The organism is Cupriavidus sp. P-10, assembly GCF_003402535.2.
Classification (GTDB): Bacteria; Pseudomonadota; Gammaproteobacteria; order Burkholderiales; family Burkholderiaceae; genus Cupriavidus.
In genome coordinates, this window is the sequence record NZ_AP025170.1 from 461923 (window position 1) to 483887 (window position 21965).

Sequence of the window (21965 nt, forward strand, 5' to 3'; positions counted from 1 at the left end):
TGCCAGTCCGATAGCCGCCATTATAATCGTGGGCTTTTCCGTCATGCCCGCGGGAAAGAGAAGCAGTATCCGGCCAGTCCCAGACGGGCCACAAGACTTGCAGGGGCGAGTACAAGCCTTCGCGAGTCGGATTTCGGGCACGAACTAATAGTCAGGAAAAATCATGAAGACCTTTTCCGCCAAGCCTCATGAGGTAAAGCGCGACTGGTACGTGATTGACGCGACGGACAAAGTCCTCGGCCGTGTCGCCAGCGAAGTGGCACGCCGTCTGCGCGGCAAGCACAAGCCGGAATTCACTCCGCACGTCGACACGGGTGATTACATCATCATCGTCAATGCAGCCAAGCTGCGTGTCACGGGTACCAAGGAAACGGACAAGAAGTACTATCGCCATTCGGGCTACCCGGGCGGTATCTACGAAACGACGTTTGGCAAGATGCAGCAGCGTTTCCCGGGCCGTGCCCTGGAAAAGGCTGTGAAGGGCATGCTGCCGAAGGGTCCGCTGGGCTACGCGATGATCAAGAAGCTGAAGGTTTACGCCGAAGCCGAGCATCCGCACGAAGCGCAGCAGCCGAAGGCGCTGGAAATCTAAGGAGGCCAATCCATGATCGGTAACTGGAATTACGGTACTGGCCGCCGCAAGAGCGCTGTGGCTCGTGTCTTCATCAAGTCGGGCAAGGGCGAGATCGTCGTCAACGGCAAGCCCATCAAAGAGTATTTCGCTCGCGAAACCTCGCTGATGATCGTGCGCCAGCCCCTGGAACTGACCGCCCACGGGGAAACGTTCGACATCAAGGTCAACGTGACCGGCGGTGGCGAAACCGGCCAGGCCGGCGCAGTGCGCCACGGCATCACCCGTGCCCTGATCGACTATGATGCGACCCTGAAGTCGGCTCTGTCGAAGGCTGGCTACGTCACGCGCGATGCACGTGAAGTCGAGCGTAAGAAGGTCGGCTTCCACAAGGCGCGTCGTCGCAAGCAGTTCTCGAAGCGCTGATGCGTTTTCGCGGTACCGGTTCTGCCGGATACTGCGAAATCCAAAAAAACCGCACGCTTGCCGTGCGGTTTTTTTTTGCCACGACGCTACGGTTTCAGCGGAGGCTGCCGAAATAGCGGATGGGCCACCAGACTTTTGTGGGGTATGCGCTGCACGCGGCTACAATCACGCCCTGTCGCCATCGGCAAGCCGTCTGCCACGGCGACGCGCTCCGGGCCCGGCGGCCCGGTACGAACGAGAGAGGAGTGAGAGCGATGCTGTTTTCGAAGAAGAAGGGCCTTTCGATCGATACGCTGATCGGCGCGGACACCGCCATCGACGGCAACCTGGTGTTTGCCGGCGGCCTGCGCCTGGATGGGCGCGTGCGCGGCAATGTCACCGCGGCGCCCGGCAAGCCGAGCATGCTGGTGGTCAGCGAGAAGGGCATGGTCGAAGGCGAGATCAGCGTTGGCCACCTGGTGCTCAACGGCACGGTGAAGGGCCCGGTGCATGCGACCGACCTGCTGGAACTGCAACCGCAGGCGCGCGTGCTGGGTGATGTGCGCTATGCAGCGCTGGAGATGCACCAGGGCGCGCTGGTCGAAGGGCGGCTGGTCCCGCTGTCGCAGGGCGCGGTCGGCGAAATCAAGGCGTTGCCCAACGTGGTCGATGCCGGACCGGTCACTGAAGTGACGGAAACGCCGGCCGGGGACGATGCGGCGGCCGAGGAAACTCCGGTGGACGCCGCCAGTCCCACGGAAAAGGCCGCCTGAGCGGCCTGCCGCACGCTCGAAACCCTTGAAAACAAAGGGCTTCGGCACGATCTTCCAGTAACGCTTAGAATACAGGCGTATCGTGCGACACGCACTATCGTGTCCGGGCAGCTCCAACGTAAGGAGCATCGACCTTGTTGGGACACGGAAAGGCTTCTGCCAGACCGTCTAATCCCAACCAATTTCTTGCTTAGACGAACCCAGCCGAACAGCCAGGGGGAGTCCGATGTGCTGCGGGAGCCGGAGTATTGGCTACCCGCGGTTTGCTTTCTGCTGGATGAATTTCCAGCCATTGCCCAAGGGCGGGGACGCTCGCCTTTGGGCGAGTTTCTTTGTAAACGCCTCCTCTACGGAGGGTGCGGGCGGTTGCGCAACGTTAGTTTGGTTGCGAAGTCGTTACACGGCATTCAAACCGACCCAGTCGGGTCGGCGCTGTACGCCTTGGGACGGAGGTCTGCGCTCGAAAGAGTTCACCCACCGTCAAGCGCTCGCCAATATGGGAGCACATGAAGTAGGAAGTGAGGTCCCGGAGCGCAAGCTCTGCGCGTTATGGTTCGGTCGAATGTGCCCGTGAGGGTGTTTCGATAGAGAACCTGCTATGCGACTAGCAGTAGCCTAAGGGGACATGCGTCACTGGTAACGGTGGGGTGTGAAGCTCTCCTGACAATGTTTCCCCCGCAAGGGTGTCGCCTAGTCGTGAGACTGGACGGCAGAGACTCCGAGCAGCAATTGGGGTTGAGGAGCTAGGCTGGCTGGCATGGGCAACGTATGTGAACTGCTGGTAAACGTCGTCAGTATTGAGATGCCAAAGCTGCTGATAGGCATCAACCAAAAGGTGTGCGGTTGGTTGTTCCGCTGGTACGCCGGAACACGTCGCCATACAACCGCCGGCGGAAAGGCAGGCCCTAACCCGGTCGTGTAATGCGCAGGGAACGTGGTAAGCCCGTATGGCTGCCGGAGCGCAGTTTGGCTCAGGCAGGCGAACCGCAAGGAACGCTGTTGGCTGTGCGGGTATGGGAGGTTGGAGAAAGCGAATGCCGGGCTGTAATGGCTCGGATAGGGATTGAAACATCATCCCACGCGAAAGCGGGCAGACTTCCAACTGGTCAATCGTCGCAGGACGGCTGACTAATCTCGCTTGTTTAAATTTTCTTCCCTTGAGGGGCAACACGTCCCTCAAGGGGCGTGCTGTCTCTTGATGTTGGGGAAGATCCTCAAGATAGGAGAGCAGCATGGAAGCATTGATCCGCAAGGATGAATCTGCGCTCTCCGGCGGGCCGCAAACCTGGGGTGCCATTGATTGGCGCCGCGTGGAGCGGAACGTCCGAGAGATGCAGATTCGAATTGCGAAGGCGACACAGGAAGGGGATTGGCGCAGGGTGAAAGCTTTGCAACGGTCTCTGACCCGCTCGTTTTCTGCCAAGGCATCGGCAGTGAAGCGAGTGACGGAGAACCAAGGTAAGCGAACGGCAGGCGTCGATCGCGAAAAATGGGACTCGCCTGAAACCCGATGGGAAGCCATCGGGCGGTTGAAGCGCCGGGGATATAGACCTTTGCCACTACGGAGGGTTTTTATCCCCAAGGCCAACGGGAAGGAGCGCCCTTTGGGCATTCCGACCATGTTAGACAGAGCCATGCAAGCGCTGTATTTGCTGGCCCTGGAGCCGGTGTCCGAAGGGACGAGCGATCCGAACTCCTATGGGTTTCGGATCAACCGCTCTACCGCGGACGCCATGTCTCAGCTATTCCTAAACCTGTCCAGAAAGGCTTCGGCCCAATGGATCTTGGAAGCGGACATCAAAGGCTGCTTTGACCATATCAGTCACGACTGGCTGGAAAGCAATGTCCCTATGGACAAAGCAATCCTTCGGAAGTGGTTGAAAGCTGGCGTGGTATTTCAAGGCCAGCTTCAGGCGACCGAAGCCGGAACACCGCAGGGGGGCATCATTTCCCCCACTCTGGCAAACGTTGCGCTGAACGGGTTGGAACGACAACTGGTTAAGTCTCTCGAGACTAAACTGGGCGTGGTCAACACGAAGAAGCTAAAAGTGAATGTGGTGCGCTATGCGGACGACTTCGTGATCACTGGCAGTACGCCGGAGATCCTAGAAAGCGAAGTGAAGCCGTGGGTGGAACAGTTCCTGGCAGTACGGGGGCTGACGCTATCGACGGAGAAAACGCGGATCGTCAATATCGCTGACGGCTTTGACTTCCTCGGGTGGAATTTCCGGAAGTATTCGGGAACGCTGCTCATTAAGCCGAGCAAGAAGAATGTGCAAACGTTCTATCGCAAGGTGAAAGGGGTCATCAGTGCCAACAAGACGGCGAAGCAAGTGAACATCATCAACTTGCTGAACCCGATGCTAAGGGGCTGGGCGCAGTATCACAGCCCGGTGGTTGCGAAGGCCACGTTCAACCGCTTGGAGTACGCAGTATCCAAGGCTCTATGGCGGTGGGCGAAACGGCGACATCCACAGAAGACCACCGATTGGGTGCGGAAGAAGTACTACGCGCCAGTCGGGGATCGGAGCTGGGTGTTTGGAACCACGATCGTGGATGACGGCGGCAATAGCCGATGGGTGGGGCTTTATTCCCTTGCGGGTACGCCTATCCAAAGGCACAAGAAGGTTCGAGGGGACTATCACCCCTTCGACCCAGCGCAGGAAAGATACGGCGAAACGCTGCGTCAGGAGCGGATGTTAAACAACATGTCGCACCGGAAGCAGTGGATTAAGCTCTACATTTCCCAGCGGGGCTTGTGTGCGGTGTGTGAGTGCAAGATCACCAAAGAGACAGGATGGGAAGATCATCACATCGAGTACCGTACATACGGAGGCTCGGACGCTCTAGGGAATCGTGTGCTGCTACACCCTGATTGCCACAAGCAAGTGCACCACCACGGCAGACCCGTAGTGAAACCGGTACAATAAACCGTACTTTGAAAGGCTTGAGCCGTATGCGGGGAAACTCGCACGTACGGTTCTTAGGGGGGGATGGGTCAGCAATGACCTGTCCCTACCCAACTAAACAGGAGAACACCCCATGAACGCAGTCGCAGAGGCACCCGTTACCGAGGACGTGCCGGCACCGTTCGTCTTTACCGACAGCGCCGCCGACAAGGTCAAGCAGTTGATCGAGGAAGAGGGCAATGCCGAACTGAAACTGCGCGTGTTCGTGCAGGGTGGCGGCTGCTCGGGCTTCCAGTATGGCTTCACCTTCGACGAGGAAGTCAACGAAGACGACACCACCATGGTCAAGAACGGCGTCACCCTGCTGATCGACTCGATGAGCTACCAGTACCTGGTCGGCGCCGAGATCGACTACAAGGAAGACATCAATGGCGCACAGTTCGTGATCAAGAACCCGAATGCCTCGACCACCTGCGGTTGCGGCTCGTCGTTCTCGGTCTGAGCGGTTCCGACCCCAAAAAAACGCACCTTCGGGTGCGTTTTTTTGTTTGATGCCGTGACTACCGGCCGGCGCGCCAGACCACCGGAAACCAGTCCTCGCGCAATCGCTCGCCACTCTGCTGGCCGATGCCGGGAAACGGCGGCGAGGTACGCCCCGGCCGCTGCAGGAAGCGCACGTCGTCACCCAGGAAGCGTGCCGAGAACGCGCGCCGGCGGCCAGTGCCGGTATTGCCCGCCGCGCCGTGCACGGTGCGGAAGTCGAACACCACCGCATCGCCCGGTTCCATGTCGGGCGCGAGCAGCGTGTGGCTGCCGTCCTCGACATCCGGCATGTCCATGAACGCGCTGTCATCGTTGCCCCGGCCGCCATAGAAGTTTTCGTTGCTGGCCCAGCGCTTGGGCCGCACCAGCCGCGGCCAGCGATGCGAGCCGGCCACCACGCGCAGCGTATTGGCCTGCGTGACGGGGTCCAGCGGAATCCAGTAGCTCGCGGTCTGGGTGCCGTCGACGCAGTAGTAGGGCAGGTCCTGGTGCCACGGCGTGGGCTTGGCCGTGCCGGGTTCCTTGACCAGGATATGCTCGTGGAACACCTGCACGGCTTGCGATTGCATGATGCGGCCCGCGATGGCTGCCGCCGGCGACTGGCGGATAAAGGCATCGAACGGCGCGATGCGCTGCCAGTTGCAATAGTCCTCGAAAAAGCGCCCGCCTTCGCCGGGCCGTACGTTCTCGATGGCGAAGGGGCCGGGCACGGCCAGGTTCTGCGCGAAACCTTCGCGCAGCGGCTCGATCCAGTCCGCGAAGGCACCGCGCAGCACCAGCACGCCGTCGCGCTGGTAGGTCTCGATCTGTTCCTGGGTGATTTCCATGGGGGGGCTCCGGTTGGCGATGCTCGCAGTATCGGCATCCGGCATGGATAGGAAAAGCATATATTTCCTATGTTGCGATATAGGAAATCATGATTCCTTTTTCTTTCCGCCAGCTCGAGTACTTTGTCGCCGCCGCCGAGCACGGCAGCATCAGCGCGGCGGCCCGCGCCCGCCATGTGTCGCAGCCGTCGGTGTCGACCGCGATCGCGCAGCTGGAAGACACGCTGGGTGAGCCGCTGTTCCGGCGCCAGGTCAGCCGCGGCCTGTTGCTGACGCCGGCCGGCCAGCGCTTGCTTGGCCGTGCGCGCGATATTCTGGCGCTGGCGGCGGGACTGACCGCCGACGATGCCGGCGAGCGCGGCCTGAGCGGCCAGTTATCGCTGACGTGCTTCCAGGACCTGGGACCGTATTTCGTGCCGCGATTGCTGGCCGGCTTCCGCGCACGGCACCCCGGGGTCTCGGTGACCCTGTTCGAGGCTGACCTCGCCACCGTGCATCGCGCGCTGCAGGCCGGCAAGGCGGAACTGGCGCTGACCTATGACCTGGGCCTGGATGCGCGCACCGAGCGCTGCACGCTCGCGCAACTGCCGCCCTACGCGCTGCTGCCCGCGAGGCACCCGCTGGCGCGGGGCGCGGACGTGAGCCTGGCCGACCTGGCCGGCGAGCGACTGATCCTCGAAGACATTCCGCAGACACGCGAATACTTCCTGTCGTTGTTCTGGGCACATGGCCTGCAACCGGTGCTGCACCAGTACACGCAGACCTTCGAGATGCAGCGCGGGCTGGTGGCGCACAGCTACGGCGTGGCGTTGTCGTGCACGCGGCCGGCCGGCGATCACAGCTACGACGGCATGCCGATCGCCTGCCTGCCGCTGCGCGAGCCGGTGACGCCGCAGCGCGTGGTGCTGGCGCGCTCGCCGGCCATGCGGGCGTCGCCGCTGGCGCAGGCCTTCATGGCATGGGTGGAGGAGGGTGCTACCGGCGCGGCAGCTGCTTAGCGCGGATAGATCGCGCCCAGCACCCGCGGGCCGGCGGCGCCGGTCACGGTGGGCACGTTGCCAGGCAGGCGCAGTGCGCACTGGCGCGCCAGCCAGGCAAAGGCGATGGCCTCGACCTGCGAGACCGGCACGCCGTAGTCTTCCGAGGTTTCGATCGCCACGCCAGGCAGCGCCTGCGCCAGCCGCGCCATCACGAAGGCGTTGCGGGCGCCACCGCCGCAAACCACGAGGCGTCTTGCATCGCGCGCATGGACGCGTACGTCGCGGGCGATGGCTTCGGCGGTCAGCGCCGCCAGCGTGGCCTGCACGTCGGCGGGGGCAAGGTGCCCGAAAGCCCGCAGTTGGGAGTCGAGCCAGCCGGGGTGGAACAGGTCGCGGCCGGTGCTCTTGGGCGGTGATGCGCTGAAGTAGGGATCGGCGAGGCATCGCGCCAGCAGCGCGTCGTCGACGCGCCCACTGGCCGCCCAGTCGCCATTGCTGTCGAACGGAAACCCGCGATGGCGGTGGATCCAATGGTCGAGCAGGGCATTGCCCGGGCCGCAGTCAAAACCGCTGACGGCGCCGGCGGCAGGCAGGATGCTGATATTGGAGATGCCGCCGATATTGCAGGCGACGCGCGTCTCGGCGTCGCTGCCAAACAGGGCATGGTGCAGCGCCGGCACCAGCGGTGCCCCCTGACCACCCGCGGCGACATCGCGGCTGCGGAAATCCGCGATGACGTCGATGCCGGCCAGCTCGGCGAGCCGGGCCGGATGCTGGCTCTGACGGGTGTAGCCGATGCCGTCGTACTGGCCCGGCCGGTGGCGGATGGTCTGCCCGTGCGCGCCAATGGCGGCGACCGAGGCGGCCGGCACGCCAGCCTCGCGCAGCAACGTCGCCACGCAAGCCGCGTAGACCTCGGCCAGCGCGTTCGCCGCCAGTGCCTCGCGGTGGATCTCGTCTTCGCCCGGCTGCTGCAGGGCGCCGTACGCCGCGCGCAGGGTCTCGGGAAAGGGTTCGCTGGCGGCGGCCAGTACCTCTGGCCGCGTGCCGTTGAAATCGACCAGCACCGCATCGGCACCGTCCATGCTGGTGCCGGACATGATGCCGATATAGCGCTCGCTGCCTGGCACGGGCTGGGTCACGGTCGGCGCGTCAGTTGGAAGCGGTCAGCACGTTGTAGGCACGCAGTGCATTGATGCGGCTGAGCAGCCCGCTGGTGTAGGTCTGGAATTTCTGGCGTGACTTGCCGGTCAGCGGCGGCGATTCCATCAGCGTGATGGTCAGCGGGTTCTGCGGCACGTCGTTGAAGCGGAACTCATAGTGCAGGTGCGGCCCGGTGGCCCAGCCGGTCGAGCCGACGTAGCCGATCAGTTGCCCCTGCCGCACCGGTTGGCCCTGACGCATGCCGGCAAAGCCGGACAAGTGGGCGTAATAGGTCGAGTAGCCGTTGGAATGGCTCAGGATGACGATGTTGCCGTAGCCGTTCTGCTGGCCGACGAATTCGACCACGCCGTCGCCGGTCGCCAGCACCTTGGTGCCGGTCGGTGCGGCGAAGTCCACGCCCTTGTGCTGGGCCCAGTCGTGGTGCAGCGGATGCTCGCGGCCGCCGAAGCCCGACGACACGCGCGAGAATTCCACCGGCGAACGCAGGAACGGCCGCTTCATGCTGCGCCCGTCGAACGTGTAGTAGGCGCCGGTGCCATCCTTGCTGTCTTCGGGCGCGAACCACAGCGCCTGGTGCAGCTGGTTGCGGTTGATCAGTTCGATCGCGATCACGCGGCCGTTGCGCACGAAGGTGCCGTCGCGGAAGCCCGCTTCATAAATGATGCGGAAACGGTCGCCGCTGGCGATATCGTGGTGGAAGTCGATCACGCCGGAGAAGATCGACAGCATCTGCTGCACGACCTCGTCGGGCACGTTGGCCGCGTCCATGGCCTTGAAGAAGCCTGCGCCGGAAATCGCGCCCGAAGCCATCTCGTAGTGCACGTCGTTATCGACGCGCTGGACCTTGGCCTTGTAGCTGGCGGTGCCGCTGTCGGCAGCCGCGCGCACGCGCTCGATCACCAGCTCGCGCGAGGCCGCGGCGTCGCCGCCGAGGTTGGCCTGCAGCGACACCAGCATGTTGCTTTCGTCGATTTCCGCCTGAACTGCCTGGCCCGGGTTCAGGCTGAACAGGCCCCGTGCGGTCGGATTCTTGACGATAAAGGCCTGCGCATCGGGATCGTCCACGCCGAGGCGGCGCAGCAGGCTGCCGATGGTGTCGCCGCGCTGCATGCGCTCTTCGCGCACGTACACGGACTGGCTGTCGGTAAGCAGGTCGAGCTGCTCGCGCACGTCGGGCATGCGCAGGGGCTGCTCGGTGCGCGGGGCGAGCGGATCATCGAAGGCGCTGCGCGGTGCAACGCCCATCGCCGCGGCCATGCCGAGCGTGAAGATTGCGCCCACCGAGGCAGTAAGTTGCTTGCGCCGGCGCGCATGCTGGGGGTTGGTTGGGTCAACAAGAACCACCAGCTCGCGCGCGAAAACTTCGCGGAGTCTTGACCACATCACGTAAAATTCAACCTTGGTCTGAGCACCGCTGCTGCAACGATGTGTCTCGTCTGCCTTCCTCCCCCGAGGTGCGGCGCGTGCTGTTCACTTTATCGGGCCACCTGCATCGGATCGCGACCTCGATTTGGACCGAGTGCCGCGGCAGGTGACTAATGGCGCACAGGAAGCGGTTCCGCTGGCGCCCGGAAAGGCGGATTATACCAAAATCCGCCGCTCGCGGCTGTCGGAATCTTTCCTAAAATTTCATGTATTTCAAAGACTTACGTCATGACTGAAGTTTCCACGGGCCCCGCGGCCAAATTCCCGCTGACGCCGTCGGTGATGCACGCCCTGGAGGTCTCCAGGCGTGGCTGCGACGAACTGCTGATCGAATCCGAATGGGCGCAGAAGCTCGCGCGCAGCGAGGCCACCGGCGTGCCGCTGCGCATCAAACTGGGCCTGGACCCGACCGCGCCCGACATCCATATCGGCCACACCGTGGTGCTGAACAAGCTGCGCCAGCTGCAGGACCTCGGCCACCAGGTGATTTTCCTGATCGGCGATTTCACCTCGACCATCGGCGATCCGTCGGGCCGCAACAGCACGCGCCCGCCGCTGACGCGCGAGCAGATCGAGGCCAACGCGCAAACCTACTACCGCCAGGCCAGCCTGGTGCTCGACCCGGCCCGCACCGAAATCCGCTACAACAGCGAGTGGTGCGACCCGCTGGGCGCGCGCGGCATGATCCAGCTGGCGGCCAAGTACACCGTGGCGCGCATGATGGAACGGGACGACTTCACCAAGCGGTTCCGCTCCGGGATTCCGATCTCGGTGCACGAGTTCCTCTACCCGCTGATGCAGGGCTATGACTCGGTGGCGCTCAAGTCCGACCTGGAGCTGGGCGGCACGGACCAGAAGTTCAATCTGCTGGTCGGCCGCGAACTGCAGAAGGAGTATGGCCAGGAGCCGCAGTGCATCCTGACCATGCCGCTGCTGGTGGGCCTGGACGGCGTCGAGAAGATGTCAAAGTCCAAGGGCAACTACGTCGGCGTGACCGAGGCGCCCAACGACATGTTCGGCAAGCTGATGAGCATCTCGGACGACCTGATGTGGCAGTACTACACGCTGCTGTCGTTCCGCCCGCTTGCCGAGATCGACCTGATGAAGCAGGAAATCGCCGCGGGCCGCAACCCGCGCGACTGCAAGGTGCTGCTGGCGCAGGAGATCGTGGCCCGCTTCCACAGCCAGGCCGATGCCGAGAAGGCGCTGGAAGACTTCAACCACCGCGCGCGCGGCGGCGTGCCCGACGATATCCCCGCCATCAGCCTGGAAGGCGCGCCGCTGGGCATCGCGCAGCTGCTCAAGCAGGCCAACCTGGTACCGTCCACGTCCGAAGCCAACCGCAATATCGACCAGGGCGGCGTCAAGATCGACGGCGCCACGGTCAGCGACAAGGCCACCAAGGTCGCCGCCGGCACCTACGTCGTGCAGGTCGGCAAGCGCCGCTTCGCGCGCGTGACGCTGTCCTGAGGCGGCGGGCATGATCGCTCTGATCCAGCGTGTCGCGCAGGCCCGCGTGACGGTCGAGGGCCGCACCACGGGCGAGATCGGCGCCGGCCTGCTGGCCCTGGTCTGCGCCGAGCGCGGCGATACCGAGGCGCAGGCCGAGCGGCTGCTGGCCAAGATGCTGTCGTACCGGGTGTTTTCGGATGCCGCCGGCAAGATGAACCTGCCGGTGCAGAACATGGACGGCAACGGCAACCCGGGTGGCCTGCTGGTGGTGTCGCAGTTCACACTGGCGGCCGATACCAACAGCGGCACGCGGCCCAGCTTTACGCCGGCGGCGTCGCCGGAGGACGGCAAGCGGTTGTACGAACATTTCGTGGCAAAAGCGCGCACATCGCATCCGCTGGTGCAGACCGGCGAGTTCGGCGCGATGATGCAGGTCAGCCTGGTCAACGATGGGCCGGTCACGTTCTGGCTGCGGGTGCCGCCGGCCTGATACAGAACGCCAGACAGATCCCAAGCTGTCGCGCCCTGGCGCGGCACCAAGACAGGAGAGACAAATGAAACTCTGGAGCAAGTCCTTCAACGACAACGCGCCGATCCCTGGCGAGTTTGCTTTCTGCGTTCCCGACGCGGCCAGCCACGTTGCCTTGTCGACCAATCGCAACCCCGACCTGCACTGGGAAGACGCGCCCGCCGAGACGCGCTCGTTCGTGCTGATCTGCCACGACCGCGACGTGCCCAGCAAGGGCGACGACGTCAACCAGGAAGGCCGCGAAGTGCCGGCGTCGCTGCCGCGCGTGGATTTCTTCCACTGGGTGCTGGTCGACATTCCGCCGGGCCTGAGCTCGATCGCCGCCGCCTCGCACAGCGACGGCGTGATCGCGCGCGGCAAGCCGGGCCCCGAGGCCACCGGCGGCACCGCCACCGCGGGCGGCCTGCGCCACGGCATCAACGACTACACCGGCTGGTTCGCCAGCGATGCCGACATGAAGGGCGACTACTACGGCTATGACGGCCCGTGCCCGCCGTGGAACGACACGCTGATGCACCACTACGTGTTTACGCTGTATGCGCTGGACATCGACCGCTTGCCGCTGGATGGCACCTTCACCGGCGCGCAGGTGCGCGACGCGATCCAGGGCCATGTGCTGGCGCAGGCCAGCCTGACCGGCACCTACACGCTCAATCCCAAGCTGGCGAAGTAAGCGGCTTCTAGGAAACCGAAGGAATCGGCATGTCGCTAAGCCCCGGGCTGCAATCGCTGGCCTTTACCCACCTGATCGTAATCCGCCATGGCGAAACGGCCTGGAACCGGGAGCGCCGGCTGCAAGGCCAGCTCGATATTCCGCTGAACGATACCGGCCGCGCCCAGGCGCGCGCGCTGGCCGCCGCGCTGGCCGGCGAGCCGATCGACGCGGTGTATTCGAGCGACCTGTCGCGGGCCATGGAAACCGCGGCGCCGCTGGCCGAGGCGCTGGGGCTGCAGATACGCCCCGATGCGCGCCTGCGCGAACGCAGCTACGGCACGCTGCAGGGCAAGACCTACGCCGAAGTGGCCGAAGACTTGCCCGAGGAGTTTGCACGCTGGCAGGCGCGCGTGCCGGACTACGCGCCGCCCGAGGGCGAATCGCTGCTGGGTTTCCATGAGCGCACCGTCGACGCCGTGCTGGCGCTGTCGCGCCGCCACCCCGGCGAGCGCATCGCGCTGGTCGCGCACGGCGGCGTGCTCGACTGCCTGTACCGCGAGGCCACCGGCATGACGCTGGAAGCGCCGCGCCAGCATGAGCTGCTAAATGCCAGTGTCAACCGGCTGCGCAGCGACAGTTCCCACCTGATGCTGGCGGCGTGGGGGGATGTGAGCCATCTGGAAAACCTGGCGCTGGACGAGGTGGACCGGCGGGTGCCTTGAAGCTCTGGATGTCCTTCTCCCGCCCGGCGGGAGTGGGCCTCAGACCCGCACGCGGAACGGCGTGAAGTCGGTATGCCGGTCGAAGTAGTCCTCGTTCTCCGCCCGTTTCAGGAAACCCACCACCTTGTACGTCACCGGCGTCATCACGACTTCCCAGCCGGTCTTCAGCACATACTGCGCCACCGCCACCTGGAGAACTTTCTCCAGCGGCCAGATGCCGTAGAAGGCAATCACGTAAAACAGCGACGAATCCACCAGCTCGCCTGCCAGCGTCGAGCCGATCGTGCGCGTCCATAGCCACCGCCCCCCGGTCCACAGCTTCATCTTCGCCAGCACATAGCTGTTGGTGAAACTGCCGCAGCAGAACGCGATCAGCGATCCGAGCGCGATGCGCCAGGTGTTGCCGAACACGTCCTGCAGGCTCTTCTGGTAGTCCGCCATGAACGGCGCGACCGGCATGTTCAGTACCACCAGGCTCATGAAGGTGGCGAACGCCAGCGCGGCGAAACCGGCCCAGACCACGCGCCGGTCACGGCCATAGCCGTAGACCTCGGTCAGCACGTCGCCAAAAATGTACGAAATCGGGAAGAACAGCACGCCGGCGCCGAAGGTCACCGTGCCGATCACGGGCAGCGTCACCTGTGCCGCCTTGGCAGCACCGATCAGGTTCGAACACAGCAGCACGGTAACGAACGCCGCCATGACGAAGTCATAGTAGCGGTAGACGCGGCCCGGTTGGGTCGTGCTGGCGGGGACGGCGGACATGGGGGCTCCCGGTCGGTGGCGCTGGCGCGCGGTATTTTGGGCGCGATTATGCCAGCGGCGCCGCAATCGGGTGCCACGCTGTCCTGCAAAAGAAATTCCCGGCGAAAGCCGGGAATTGGGTTCTGAAGGCCCCCGCCGGGGGAGCAGCTGTGTCAGATATCCAGTTTGCTGATCTTGGAGCCGTTCACCGAGACGTCGAACATCAGGCCGGCGTTGGTCTGCACGAAGGCGATCACCGGCTGCTGGCTGGTCAGGGTGTCGAGCCTGCCGTCCGCGCCGACCTTGGCCACCGCCACGTTCGCATCCGCGCCGGCCGTCCAGCCCTTGCTGGACACGAACTTGTTGTAGGCCTCCGGCGTCATGAACATGATGATGACGGACTTGGACTGCCCGCCGGCGGTCAGCCCGACCGAGGCCTGCGTCGTGCTGTAGTAGCCGACCGTCGCACCCTTCGATCGCAGCGCCCCCTCGCCGTATTCGCCGCCTACCAGGAAGCCGGCTGCGATGACACGTGGGAACACCAGGACCCCTTGCGCGCGCTGCGCCAGGTCGCGTGCGCCGGCGTTGGCGGAGAACAGCCGGTTCAGCGCGCCGTCCACCCCGGCATCGATTTCCTGCTTCTTGGCGACCGGATCCTTCGAGGCGCTGGTACCGGTGGTGGTACAGCCTGCCGCCATTGCGGTGGCGACGAGCAGGCCCGAGCCGGCAACCCGGGTAACAAAGTGGCGACGATTCATAGGTAACCTCCTGGTGGGGAAAAGTACCGCGCCCGGCACGGCGGCTTAGTTGGCGGCGGCCGCCGCTGGGGCCTTGACCGTAATGGCCACGACTTCGCGGTAGACAAGCTTGGCCATCTGTCCGCGCTTGATCTGGTTCAGGTCGATGGCGGGATCCTCGACCTTGACGGTACGCAGCGTTTCACGCGGTCCGCGGAACGTGACCAGGCGCTTGGCCGGATCGACCTTGGTGATTTCCGCGGTCACCGTGGTGGTGATCTCGCGCATGATGCCCGGCTTGCCGCCCTCGGCGGCACGGGAGGTGCGATCGACCTGTTCGGCCATGGCCGTGGCCTTGCTGTCCAGCGGTTCCAGCGATGCCACCAGAGCCGCGCCGCGCGTCACGGTAACGATGTCGCCCTTGCGGATCTGGCCGAAGTTCTTCGCCTCGTCGCCCGCGACCAGTTCGACCACATTGCCACGCGGGCCTTGCACCAGCACAGCCTTGGAAGTGGGATCGATATCAATGATCTTGCCGCTGATCACGGCTTCCTCGGCGACGCCAACGGGGCCCTGCGCGCGCTGGGCGTTGGCGTTCCCGGCAGACAGCAACAAGATGGCGGCACTGGCCAGGCTGGCGGCGAGCAGGGACGAAGTGGAACGGCGCTGGGGACGGCTCATGGCATTCCTTGCAGGGTCGGAAACCGGTTCACAATGGCGCCGCAACCGTGGCAGGCGGCCCTTGGGGCCTCCCTGCGGGGGCGGTCATCGGCGGGCACCAGGCAGGTGCCGATGAAGCCATTGTGGACAAACGGGCATGGGCCAGCAATCCACTTCGAAAAAATTTGGTGGGCGAGATTAAAACGTTTAATTGGCTGATGCCGGCCCCCCGCCGGCGGCATCCCTGCGCCGCGCCTTACTGCCCGTCGAGCAACTCGCCGCCGCCGCCAGATTGCGGTGCCGCCAGCCCGAAATGCCGGTAGGCCGCCGCAGTGGCCACGCGCCCGCGTGGCGTGCGCTGCAGGTAGCCCTGCTGGATCAGGTAGGGTTCGAGCACGTCCTCGATGGTGTCGCGCTCCTCGCCGATGGCCGCGGCCAGGTTGTCCACGCCCACCGGGCCGCCGCCGAACTTGTGCAGCACCGCTTCCAGCAGCTTGCGGTCCATCAGGTCGAAGCCGACACGGTCCACGTCGAGCATGGCCAGCGCGGCATCGGCCATCTCGCGCGTGATGGTGCCGTCGCCTTTGACCTCGGCATAGTCGCGCACGCGGCGCAGCAGCCGGTTGGCGATACGCGGCGTGCCGCGGGCGCGCCGCGCGATCTCCAGCGCGCCCCGCGGGTCGATGCTGGCGTGCAGCAACTGGGCCGATCGCGTGACGATGCGCGCCAGTTCCTCGGCATTGTAGAACTCCAGCCGCGCCACGATGCCGAAGCGGTCGCGCAGCGGGTTGGTCAGCATGCCGGCGCGCGTGGTGGCGCCCACCAGCGTGAACGGCTGCAGGTCGAGCTTGACCGAGCGGGCAGCGGGGCCCTCGCCAATCATGATGTCGATCTGGTAGTCCTCGAGCGCCGGATACAGGATCTCCTCGACGACCGGCGAGAGCCGGTGGATTTCGTCGATGAAGAGCACGTCGTTGGCTTCCAGGTTGGTCAGCAGCGCCGCCAGGTCGCCGGGGCGCTCCAGCACCGGCCCCGAGGTCTGGCGCAGGCCCACCCCCATCTCGCGCGCGATGATATGGGCCAGCGTGGTCTTGCCCAGCCCCGGCGGGCCGAACAGCAGCACGTGGTCGAGCGCCTCGCGCCGCTTGCGCGCCGCCTGCATGAAGATATCGAGCTGCCCACGCACCTTTTCCTGGCCGACGTACTCGTCCAGCAGCTTGGGCCGCAATGCCCGCTCGAACGCCTCCTCCTGCGACGAGGCGGGGGTGGCGGAGATCACGCGGGCGGGGGCGGAAAGCTTGTCGGTCTCGATCATGGCGCTAATGGGGCATGCCCCGGAGGAAACCCCGCCATTCTACGCTTCAGCCCTTGGACAAGGCCTTGAGCGCCAGCTTGATGCCTTCGGACACGCCGGTGCCGGCCGGCACCTGCTTGATCGCCGCGGCGGCTTCCTTCTCCGAGTACCCGAGCGCGAGCAGCGCGTTGAGCACATCGACGGCGTTGTCGGGCACCGCCGCGGCGCCGGGCGCGTGGCCCAGCTCCGCGCCGAGCTTGCCCTTGAGCTCGAGCAGCAGCCGTTCGGCGGTCTTCTTGCCAATGCCCGGCACGCGCGTCAGCCGGCCCGCTTCCTGCAGCGTGATCGCCTGGGCCAGCTCGGACACCGACATGCCCGACAGTACCGCGAGCGCCATGCGCGCGCCGATGCCGCTGATCTTGATCAGTTCGCGGAAGGTATTGCGCTCGGCCGCCGTGCCGAAGCCATAGAGCAGGTGCGCGTCCTCGCGCACGATCAGCTGGGTCAGCAGCGTGACCGGCTGGCTCACCGCCGGCAGGTTATAGAAGGTGCTCATCGGAACGTCGACCTCATAGCCAACGCCGTGGCAGTCGACCAGCAGGTGCGGGGGATTCTTCTCGATGAGGGTGCCGGCGATGCGTCCGATCATGGTGTGGTATGTCAGGTAGGGGATGAGGCGGCCGCAAGTGTACCCCGCGGCCGTCCCGTGGCTTCAGCGGGTTGGCGTATCGACCGCGCGGCGCCCCAGCGCCGGGTCGTCGGTGAAGAAGCCATCGACGCCCGCGGCGATAAAGGCTTCCAGCTCGCGCACCATGCCCGACGGGCTGCGCGTAGCCTCGTCGCCGCCGGTCTGCAGTGGCTTGGGCAGGAAACTGTTCTCTGGGCGGAAGGTGTAGGGATGGACGAACAGGCCGGCGGCATGGGCCTGGCGGACGACCGCGGTCGGCGTGGCCAGCGCGCCCTGGGCATCGCGCGGCACCACACTGCTCTTCTCGGGCCCGATGCCGTCGGCATAGGTCGCGACTTCGCGCAGGCCGGTCGCATTCAGCATGTCGCCGAAGGTACGGTTGTCGCCGGCAAGCTTCCAGTCGGCGGGGCCCTTGCGCGGGTTGCCGACCAGCTGGACCAATTTGACGTTGGGCTGCGCGTGGCCGAACGTGCGCCGCAGCGCGCGCAGGCTTCCTGCCTCAAAGCACTGGATGTACAGCGGTGCCCGGCTCAGGTAAGGCTGGGCACGCACGGCGGCGGCGAGCTTGTCTTCCAGTGGCAGGCCGATGCCGCGAAAGTAGCTCGGATGCTTGAGTTCGGCGTAGATGCCGATGGGTTTGCCGGTGCGCAGCGAAGCCTGCTCGGCCAGCCGCACGATCTCGTCCAGGGTAGGCACCTCAAACTGGTCGTTCAGGCGCGCATTGGCCGGGCGCAGGCGCGGGATGCGTTCGCGCGCGCGCAATGTCTTGAGTTCGGCCAGCGTGAAGTCCTCGGTGAACCAGCCGGTGAGGCGCTCGCCGTCGATGACCTTGGTGCGCTTGCGGTCGGCAAACTCCGCCACGTCGGCGACATTGGTGGTGCCGGTGATGTCGTTCTCGTGGCGGGCCACCAGCACGCCATCGCGGGTCATGACGAGATCCGGCTCGATCGCATCGGCGCCGTCCTCGATCGCCTTGGTATAGGCGGCCAGCGTGTGCTCGGGCCGCAGTGCGCTGGCGCCGCGGTGGGCGATAACCAGCGCCTTGGGTTTTTCGGCGGTGGGGGGCTGCGGCGCGCCTGGTGCCGGGGTCGTGGCCGGCGCCGGTGCTGGCGGTGCAGGTGGCTTGGGCCGGGGCGCGGTGACACAGCCGGCGACCAGCATGGCGCAGGCCGCGGCCGTGGTGACGGGGAACCGCCAGCGCCGCAAGGCAAGCATTACGGGGCGGGCGAGGACATCAGTCTGGCTTGGCATTCAGTATTCCTGCGGGAAGACGAATGCCAGATTGTAAGAGACACGGGGCGCAGGACCCGCGTGAGATGAGGGGCAGGCTTAGCCGACCAGGCGGCCGCGCCGCACGCGCATGCCCTTGCGCACCAGTTCGGGGGCCATGCCTGCGAGCGTGCCAAGCGTATCGCCGCCATTGGCATGGCAGATTGCGACGCCCAGCGCGTCGGCCGCGTCGCTGCCGGGCTGGCCGGGGAGCATCAGCAGGCGGGTCACCATTTCCTGGACCTGGGCCTTGTTGGCCCGCCCGTAGCCGACTACTGCCACCTTCAGTTGCAGCGCGGTGTATTCGAATACCGGCAGGCCGTAGCCGACCAGCCCGCAGATCGCGGCGCCGCGGGCCTGGCCGAGCAGCAGCGTCGATTGCGGGTTGACGTTGACGAAGACCTTTTCGATCGCGGCGCAGTCGGGGGCATAGGTGCGAGATACCTCGCTGATGCCGTCGTAGAGCGTCTTCAGCCGTTGCGGCAGGCTTTCATTGCCGTTGCTCTTGATCGTGCCCGAGGCGATGTAGGCAAGCTTGTTGCCTTGCTTCTCGATCACGCCAAAGCCGGTGGTGCGCAGGCCGGGGTCGATGCCTAGGATTCGCATATTGGGTTGAATTGGTTGGGTCTTGGCGCTGTTGTCGCATGTCACCAACAGCGACAAGCCCCAGCCGTCAAACAAAACCCTTAATGCCGGAAATGCCGCGTCCCAGTCAGCACCATGGCAATCCCCCGCTCATCAGCAGCAGCAATCACCTCATCATCCCGCACCGACCCGCCCGGCTGAATCACGCAGGTAGCGCCAGCGTCCACAACCACATCCAGCCCGTCACGGAACGGGAAGAACGCATCCGACGCCACAGCGGAGCCAGCCAGCGTCAGCCCGGCATTCTGCGCCTTGATGCTGGCGATGCGAGCCGAATCCACACGGCTCATCTGCCCGGCACCGACACCCAGCGTCATACCGCCACCGCAGAAGACGATCGCATTGGACTTCACGAACTTCGCCACCCGCCAGGCAAACATCAGATCATCCATCTCCTTCGGCGTCGGATGACGGCGCGTCACCACGCGCAGTTCCGAAGGCTGAACGTTCTTGGCATCCGGGCCCTGCACCAGCAGACCGCCGCCAACACGCTTGAAGTCAAACTGGTTGATGCCCTTGCCCAGCGGAATCTCCAGCAGACGCACGTTCTGCTTGGCCGCGAACACCGCACGCGCAGCAGCGCTGAACGACGGCGCGATCAGCACTTCAACGAACTGCCTGGCCACGGCCTGCGCGGCGGCTTCGTCCAGCTCCACGTTGAAAGCGATGATGCCGCCGAAGGCCGAGGTCGAATCGGTCTTGAACGCCTTCTCATATGCTTCCAGCGCGTTGGCGCCCAGCGCCACGCCGCACGGATTGGCGTGCTTGATGATCACGCAGGCAGCGCCGTTGGCCGCGTCGAACGACTTGACGCATTCCCACGCCGCATCGGCGTCGGCGATGTTGTTGTACGACAGCTCCTTGCCCTGCAGCTGCACGTAGTTGGCCAGCGCGCCATCCACGGCCTTCAGGTCGCGATAGAAGGCGGCCGACTGGTGCGGGTTCTCGCCGTAGCGCATTTCCTGCACCTTGTCGAAGGCCAGGTTCAGCGTCTGCGGGTAGGCGCTGCGGCCCTGATGCGACTTGTCGGCGCCGAGGCTGGTCAGGTAGTTGGTGATGGCGCCGTCGTACTGCGCGGTGTGCGCGAACACCTTGGTCGCCAGGCGGAAGTTGGTGTCGTAGCCGACGCTGTTGCCGTTGGCGCGCATTTCGTCGAGTACCACGGCGTAGTCGGCCGGGTCGACGATCACGGTCACGTCGCGGTGGTTCTTGGCCGCCGAGCGCAGCATGGTCGGACCGCCGATATCGATGTTCTCGATCGCGTCAGGCAGCGTGCAGTCATCCTTGGCCACGGTCTGCTGGAACGGATACAGGTTCACCACCAGCAGGTCGATCGTGGGGATATTGTGCTCGGCCAGCGCGGCCATGTGCTCGGGCAGGTCGCGGCGCGCCAGGATGCCGCCATGGACCTTCGGGTGCAGCGTCTTGACGCGGCCGTCGAGCATTTCCGGGAAGCCGGTGTAGTCGGCCACCTCCGTCACGGGCAGGCCGCTGTCGGCCAGCAGCTTGGCGGTGCCGCCGGTGGAAAGCAGCGTCACGCCGAGCGCGTTCAGTTCGCGCGCGAATTCGACGATGCCGGTCTTGTCGGATACGGAAAGGAGGGCTTGCTTGATCATGGCTGTGGGAGACGCTTCAAATTCAAAGTAAACCGTGCTGCTGCAGCTTCTTGCGCAGCGTGTTGCGATTGATGCCCAGGTAGGCGGCCGCCAGCGACTGGTTGCGCTCGGCGCGCACCATCACGGCTTCCAGCAGCGGCCGTTCGACCGCTTCGAGCACCATGTTGTACATATTGGAAGGCTCTTCGCCGTCCAGGTCGCGAAAATACGTGTCCAGGCTTTCCCTGATGCACTGGTCGATAGCGTTGCGGCTCATGCGGCAAGCAACTCCCCGTTTTTGTTGTTGTTCGCTTCGTCTTTATCTTGTTTGCCCTGGTCGTCGTCCACGTACACCAGCCGGTCCGAGAACTGCGCCTGCTCTTCGAAGAAAGCGTTGACGGCCGCAAGTTGCTCGGTGGTGGATTCCAGCGTGTTCATCCGGTGCCGGAACAGGTTCGCGCCGCGCAGGCCACGCGTGTACCAGGCAATATGCTTGCGCGCGGTGCGCACGCCGGTGAACTCGCCGTAGAAGGCGTAGTGGTCTTCCAGGTGCGCGTTCATGATCGCGCGGATCTCGGCCACTTCCGGCGACTGCAGCATTTCGCCGGTCTTCAGGAAGTGCTCGATCTCACGGAACAGCCACGGCCGGCCCTGCGCCGCGCGGCCGATCATGATCGCGTCCGCGCCGGTCAGCGCCAGCACTTGCTTTGCCTTCTGCGGCGTAGTGATGTCACCGTTGGCGACCACCGGGATCGAGATCGCTGCCTTGACCGCGGCAATGGTCTCGTACTCGGCGTCGCCGTGGTACAGGTCGGCGCGGGTGCGCCCGTGGATGGTGAGCATGCTGATGCCCGCGTCCTCGACCATGCGTGCGATGCGCAGCGCATTGCGGTTCTCGCGGTTCCAGCCGGTGCGGATCTTCAGCGTGACCGGCACGCGCTCGCCGACAGCGGCGACCACCGCCTCGACGATGCGCACCACCAGCGGCTCGTTCTGCAGCAGCGCCGAACCGGCGGCGACGTTGCACACCTTCTTGGCCGGGCAGCCCATGTTGATATCGATGATCTGCGCGCCGCGGTCGACGTTGTAGCGCGCCGCCTCGGCCATCATCGCCGGCTCGGCGCCGGCGATCTGCACCGAGATGGGCTCGACCTCGCCGGCGTGGTTGGCGCGGCGCATGGTCTTTTCGCTTTTCCACAGCTGTGCGTTGGACGCCACCATTTCCGATACCGCATAGCCGGCGCCGAGCTGCTTGCACAGCTGGCGGAACGGCCGGTCCGTCACGCCCGCCATGGGGGCGACAAACAGGTTGTTGCGGAGTTGGTGAGGTCCGATCTGCACGATAGGGCGGCGGTTCTGCTGGGGCCCTGCCGCCCTG

The 21965-nt window shown here is 65.0% G+C and carries 23 protein-coding genes; 10 read left to right on the top strand and 13 right to left on the bottom strand.

Annotated elements, in window-relative coordinates; all coding sequences use genetic code 11:
- Nucleotides 1-163: 163 nt before the first annotated feature.
- From rplM to erpA, 5 genes are all read left to right on the top strand, one after another.
- On the top strand, nt 164-592 hold the full coding sequence (gene rplM / locus CTP10_RS02155; protein WP_010813907.1) for a 50S ribosomal protein L13: 429 nt from the start codon (nt 164-166) through the stop codon (nt 590-592).
- 12 nt (nt 593-604) lie between these two features.
- Nucleotides 605-997, top strand: a complete 393-nt coding sequence (rpsI, locus tag CTP10_RS02160; protein WP_116317113.1) for a 30S ribosomal protein S9 — start codon at nt 605-607, stop codon at nt 995-997.
- A 254-nt stretch (nt 998-1251) separates the two neighbouring features.
- Nucleotides 1252-1749 carry a bactofilin family protein gene (locus CTP10_RS02165; protein WP_116317114.1) on the top strand — a complete coding sequence of 166 codons (498 nt, stop codon included), beginning with the start codon at nt 1252-1254 and terminating at the stop codon, nt 1747-1749.
- A gap of 1232 nt (nt 1750-2981) precedes the next feature.
- Nucleotides 2982-4679, top strand: a complete 1698-nt coding sequence (ltrA, locus tag CTP10_RS02170) for a group II intron reverse transcriptase/maturase (protein ID WP_116317115.1) — start codon at nt 2982-2984, stop codon at nt 4677-4679.
- 112 nt (nt 4680-4791) lie between these two features.
- Nucleotides 4792-5160, top strand: a complete 369-nt coding sequence (erpA, locus tag CTP10_RS02175; RefSeq protein WP_010813904.1) for an iron-sulfur cluster insertion protein ErpA — start codon at nt 4792-4794, stop codon at nt 5158-5160.
- 58 nt (nt 5161-5218) lie between these two features.
- Here erpA and CTP10_RS02180 read toward each other — a convergent pair whose 3' ends face one another.
- The gene (locus CTP10_RS02180) at nt 5219-6028 is read right to left on the bottom strand and encodes a phytanoyl-CoA dioxygenase family protein (RefSeq protein ID WP_116317817.1); all 810 of its coding nucleotides are present in this window, start codon (nt 6026-6028) and stop codon (nt 5219-5221) included.
- A gap of 89 nt (nt 6029-6117) precedes the next feature.
- Here CTP10_RS02180 and CTP10_RS02185 point away from each other — a divergent pair, with 89 nt between their 5' ends.
- Nucleotides 6118-7026 (top strand): LysR family transcriptional regulator, encoded by a 909-nt coding sequence (locus CTP10_RS02185; protein WP_116317116.1) that lies wholly within the window; start codon nt 6118-6120, stop codon nt 7024-7026.
- Here the strand turns inward: CTP10_RS02185 and CTP10_RS02190 are convergent.
- Nucleotides 7023-8150 (bottom strand): anhydro-N-acetylmuramic acid kinase, encoded by a 1128-nt coding sequence (locus tag CTP10_RS02190; RefSeq protein WP_116317117.1) that lies wholly within the window; start codon nt 8148-8150, stop codon nt 7023-7025. The genes CTP10_RS02185 and CTP10_RS02190 overlap by 4 nt on opposite strands.
- A 10-nt stretch (nt 8151-8160) precedes the next feature.
- The gene (locus CTP10_RS02195; protein ID WP_116317118.1) at nt 8161-9555 is read right to left on the bottom strand and encodes a M23 family metallopeptidase; all 1395 of its coding nucleotides are present in this window, start codon (nt 9553-9555) and stop codon (nt 8161-8163) included.
- 270 nt (nt 9556-9825) lie between these two features.
- On the opposite strand from CTP10_RS02195, the gene tyrS reads away from it, so the two are divergent.
- The 4 genes from tyrS to CTP10_RS02215 all read left to right on the top strand — a co-directional run bounded on the left by tyrS (nt 9826) and on the right by CTP10_RS02215 (nt 12955).
- On the top strand, nt 9826-11067 hold the full coding sequence (gene tyrS, locus CTP10_RS02200; RefSeq protein WP_116317119.1) for a tyrosine--tRNA ligase: 1242 nt from the start codon (nt 9826-9828) through the stop codon (nt 11065-11067).
- 10 nt (nt 11068-11077) lie between these two features.
- Complete coding sequence (dtd, locus tag CTP10_RS02205) at nt 11078-11539, top strand: D-aminoacyl-tRNA deacylase (protein WP_116317120.1); 462 nt, start codon at nt 11078-11080, stop codon at nt 11537-11539.
- A gap of 64 nt (nt 11540-11603) precedes the next feature.
- Entirely contained in the window at nt 11604-12251 is a 648-nt protein-coding gene (locus CTP10_RS02210) for a YbhB/YbcL family Raf kinase inhibitor-like protein (RefSeq protein ID WP_116317121.1), read from the top strand.
- A 29-nt stretch (nt 12252-12280) separates the two neighbouring features.
- Complete coding sequence (locus tag CTP10_RS02215) at nt 12281-12955, top strand: histidine phosphatase family protein (protein ID WP_116317122.1); 675 nt, start codon at nt 12281-12283, stop codon at nt 12953-12955.
- Between the two features lie 39 nt (nt 12956-12994).
- On the opposite strand, the gene CTP10_RS02220 is transcribed toward CTP10_RS02215, so the two are convergent.
- From CTP10_RS02220 to dusB, 10 genes are all read right to left on the bottom strand, one after another.
- Complete coding sequence (locus CTP10_RS02220) at nt 12995-13720, bottom strand: queuosine precursor transporter (protein WP_116317123.1); 726 nt, start codon at nt 13718-13720, stop codon at nt 12995-12997.
- Nucleotides 13721-13872: 152 nt separating this feature from the next.
- Nucleotides 13873-14457 (bottom strand): BPSL1445 family SYLF domain-containing lipoprotein, encoded by a 585-nt coding sequence (locus CTP10_RS02225; protein WP_116317124.1) that lies wholly within the window; start codon nt 14455-14457, stop codon nt 13873-13875.
- 45 nt (nt 14458-14502) lie between these two features.
- Nucleotides 14503-15117, bottom strand: coding sequence for a hypothetical protein (locus CTP10_RS02230; protein WP_116317125.1), 615 nt, complete (start codon nt 15115-15117; stop codon nt 14503-14505).
- 235 nt (nt 15118-15352) lie between these two features.
- Complete coding sequence (gene ruvB, locus CTP10_RS02235; protein WP_116317126.1) at nt 15353-16411, bottom strand: Holliday junction branch migration DNA helicase RuvB; 1059 nt, start codon at nt 16409-16411, stop codon at nt 15353-15355.
- Nucleotides 16412-16457: 46 nt separating this feature from the next.
- Complete coding sequence (gene ruvA / locus CTP10_RS02240; RefSeq protein ID WP_116317127.1) at nt 16458-17039, bottom strand: Holliday junction branch migration protein RuvA; 582 nt, start codon at nt 17037-17039, stop codon at nt 16458-16460.
- 63 nt (nt 17040-17102) lie between these two features.
- Complete coding sequence (locus CTP10_RS02245) at nt 17103-18329, bottom strand: glycerophosphodiester phosphodiesterase (protein WP_199414495.1); 1227 nt, start codon at nt 18327-18329, stop codon at nt 17103-17105.
- A 78-nt stretch (nt 18330-18407) separates the two neighbouring features.
- Nucleotides 18408-18953, bottom strand: a complete 546-nt coding sequence (gene ruvC / locus CTP10_RS02250; RefSeq protein ID WP_116317129.1) for a crossover junction endodeoxyribonuclease RuvC — start codon at nt 18951-18953, stop codon at nt 18408-18410.
- Between the two features lie 80 nt (nt 18954-19033).
- Nucleotides 19034-20608 (bottom strand): bifunctional phosphoribosylaminoimidazolecarboxamide formyltransferase/IMP cyclohydrolase, encoded by a 1575-nt coding sequence (purH, locus tag CTP10_RS02255; RefSeq protein ID WP_116317130.1) that lies wholly within the window; start codon nt 20606-20608, stop codon nt 19034-19036.
- 22 nt (nt 20609-20630) lie between these two features.
- Nucleotides 20631-20864 (bottom strand): Fis family transcriptional regulator, encoded by a 234-nt coding sequence (locus CTP10_RS02260; RefSeq protein WP_010813887.1) that lies wholly within the window; start codon nt 20862-20864, stop codon nt 20631-20633.
- Nucleotides 20861-21928: a tRNA dihydrouridine synthase DusB gene (dusB, locus tag CTP10_RS02265; RefSeq protein WP_116317131.1), complete on the bottom strand. Its 1068-nt coding sequence runs from the start codon at nt 21926-21928 to the stop codon at nt 20861-20863. The genes CTP10_RS02260 and dusB overlap by 4 nt, the downstream gene beginning before the upstream one ends.
- Between the last annotated feature and the right edge of the window lie 37 nt (nt 21929-21965).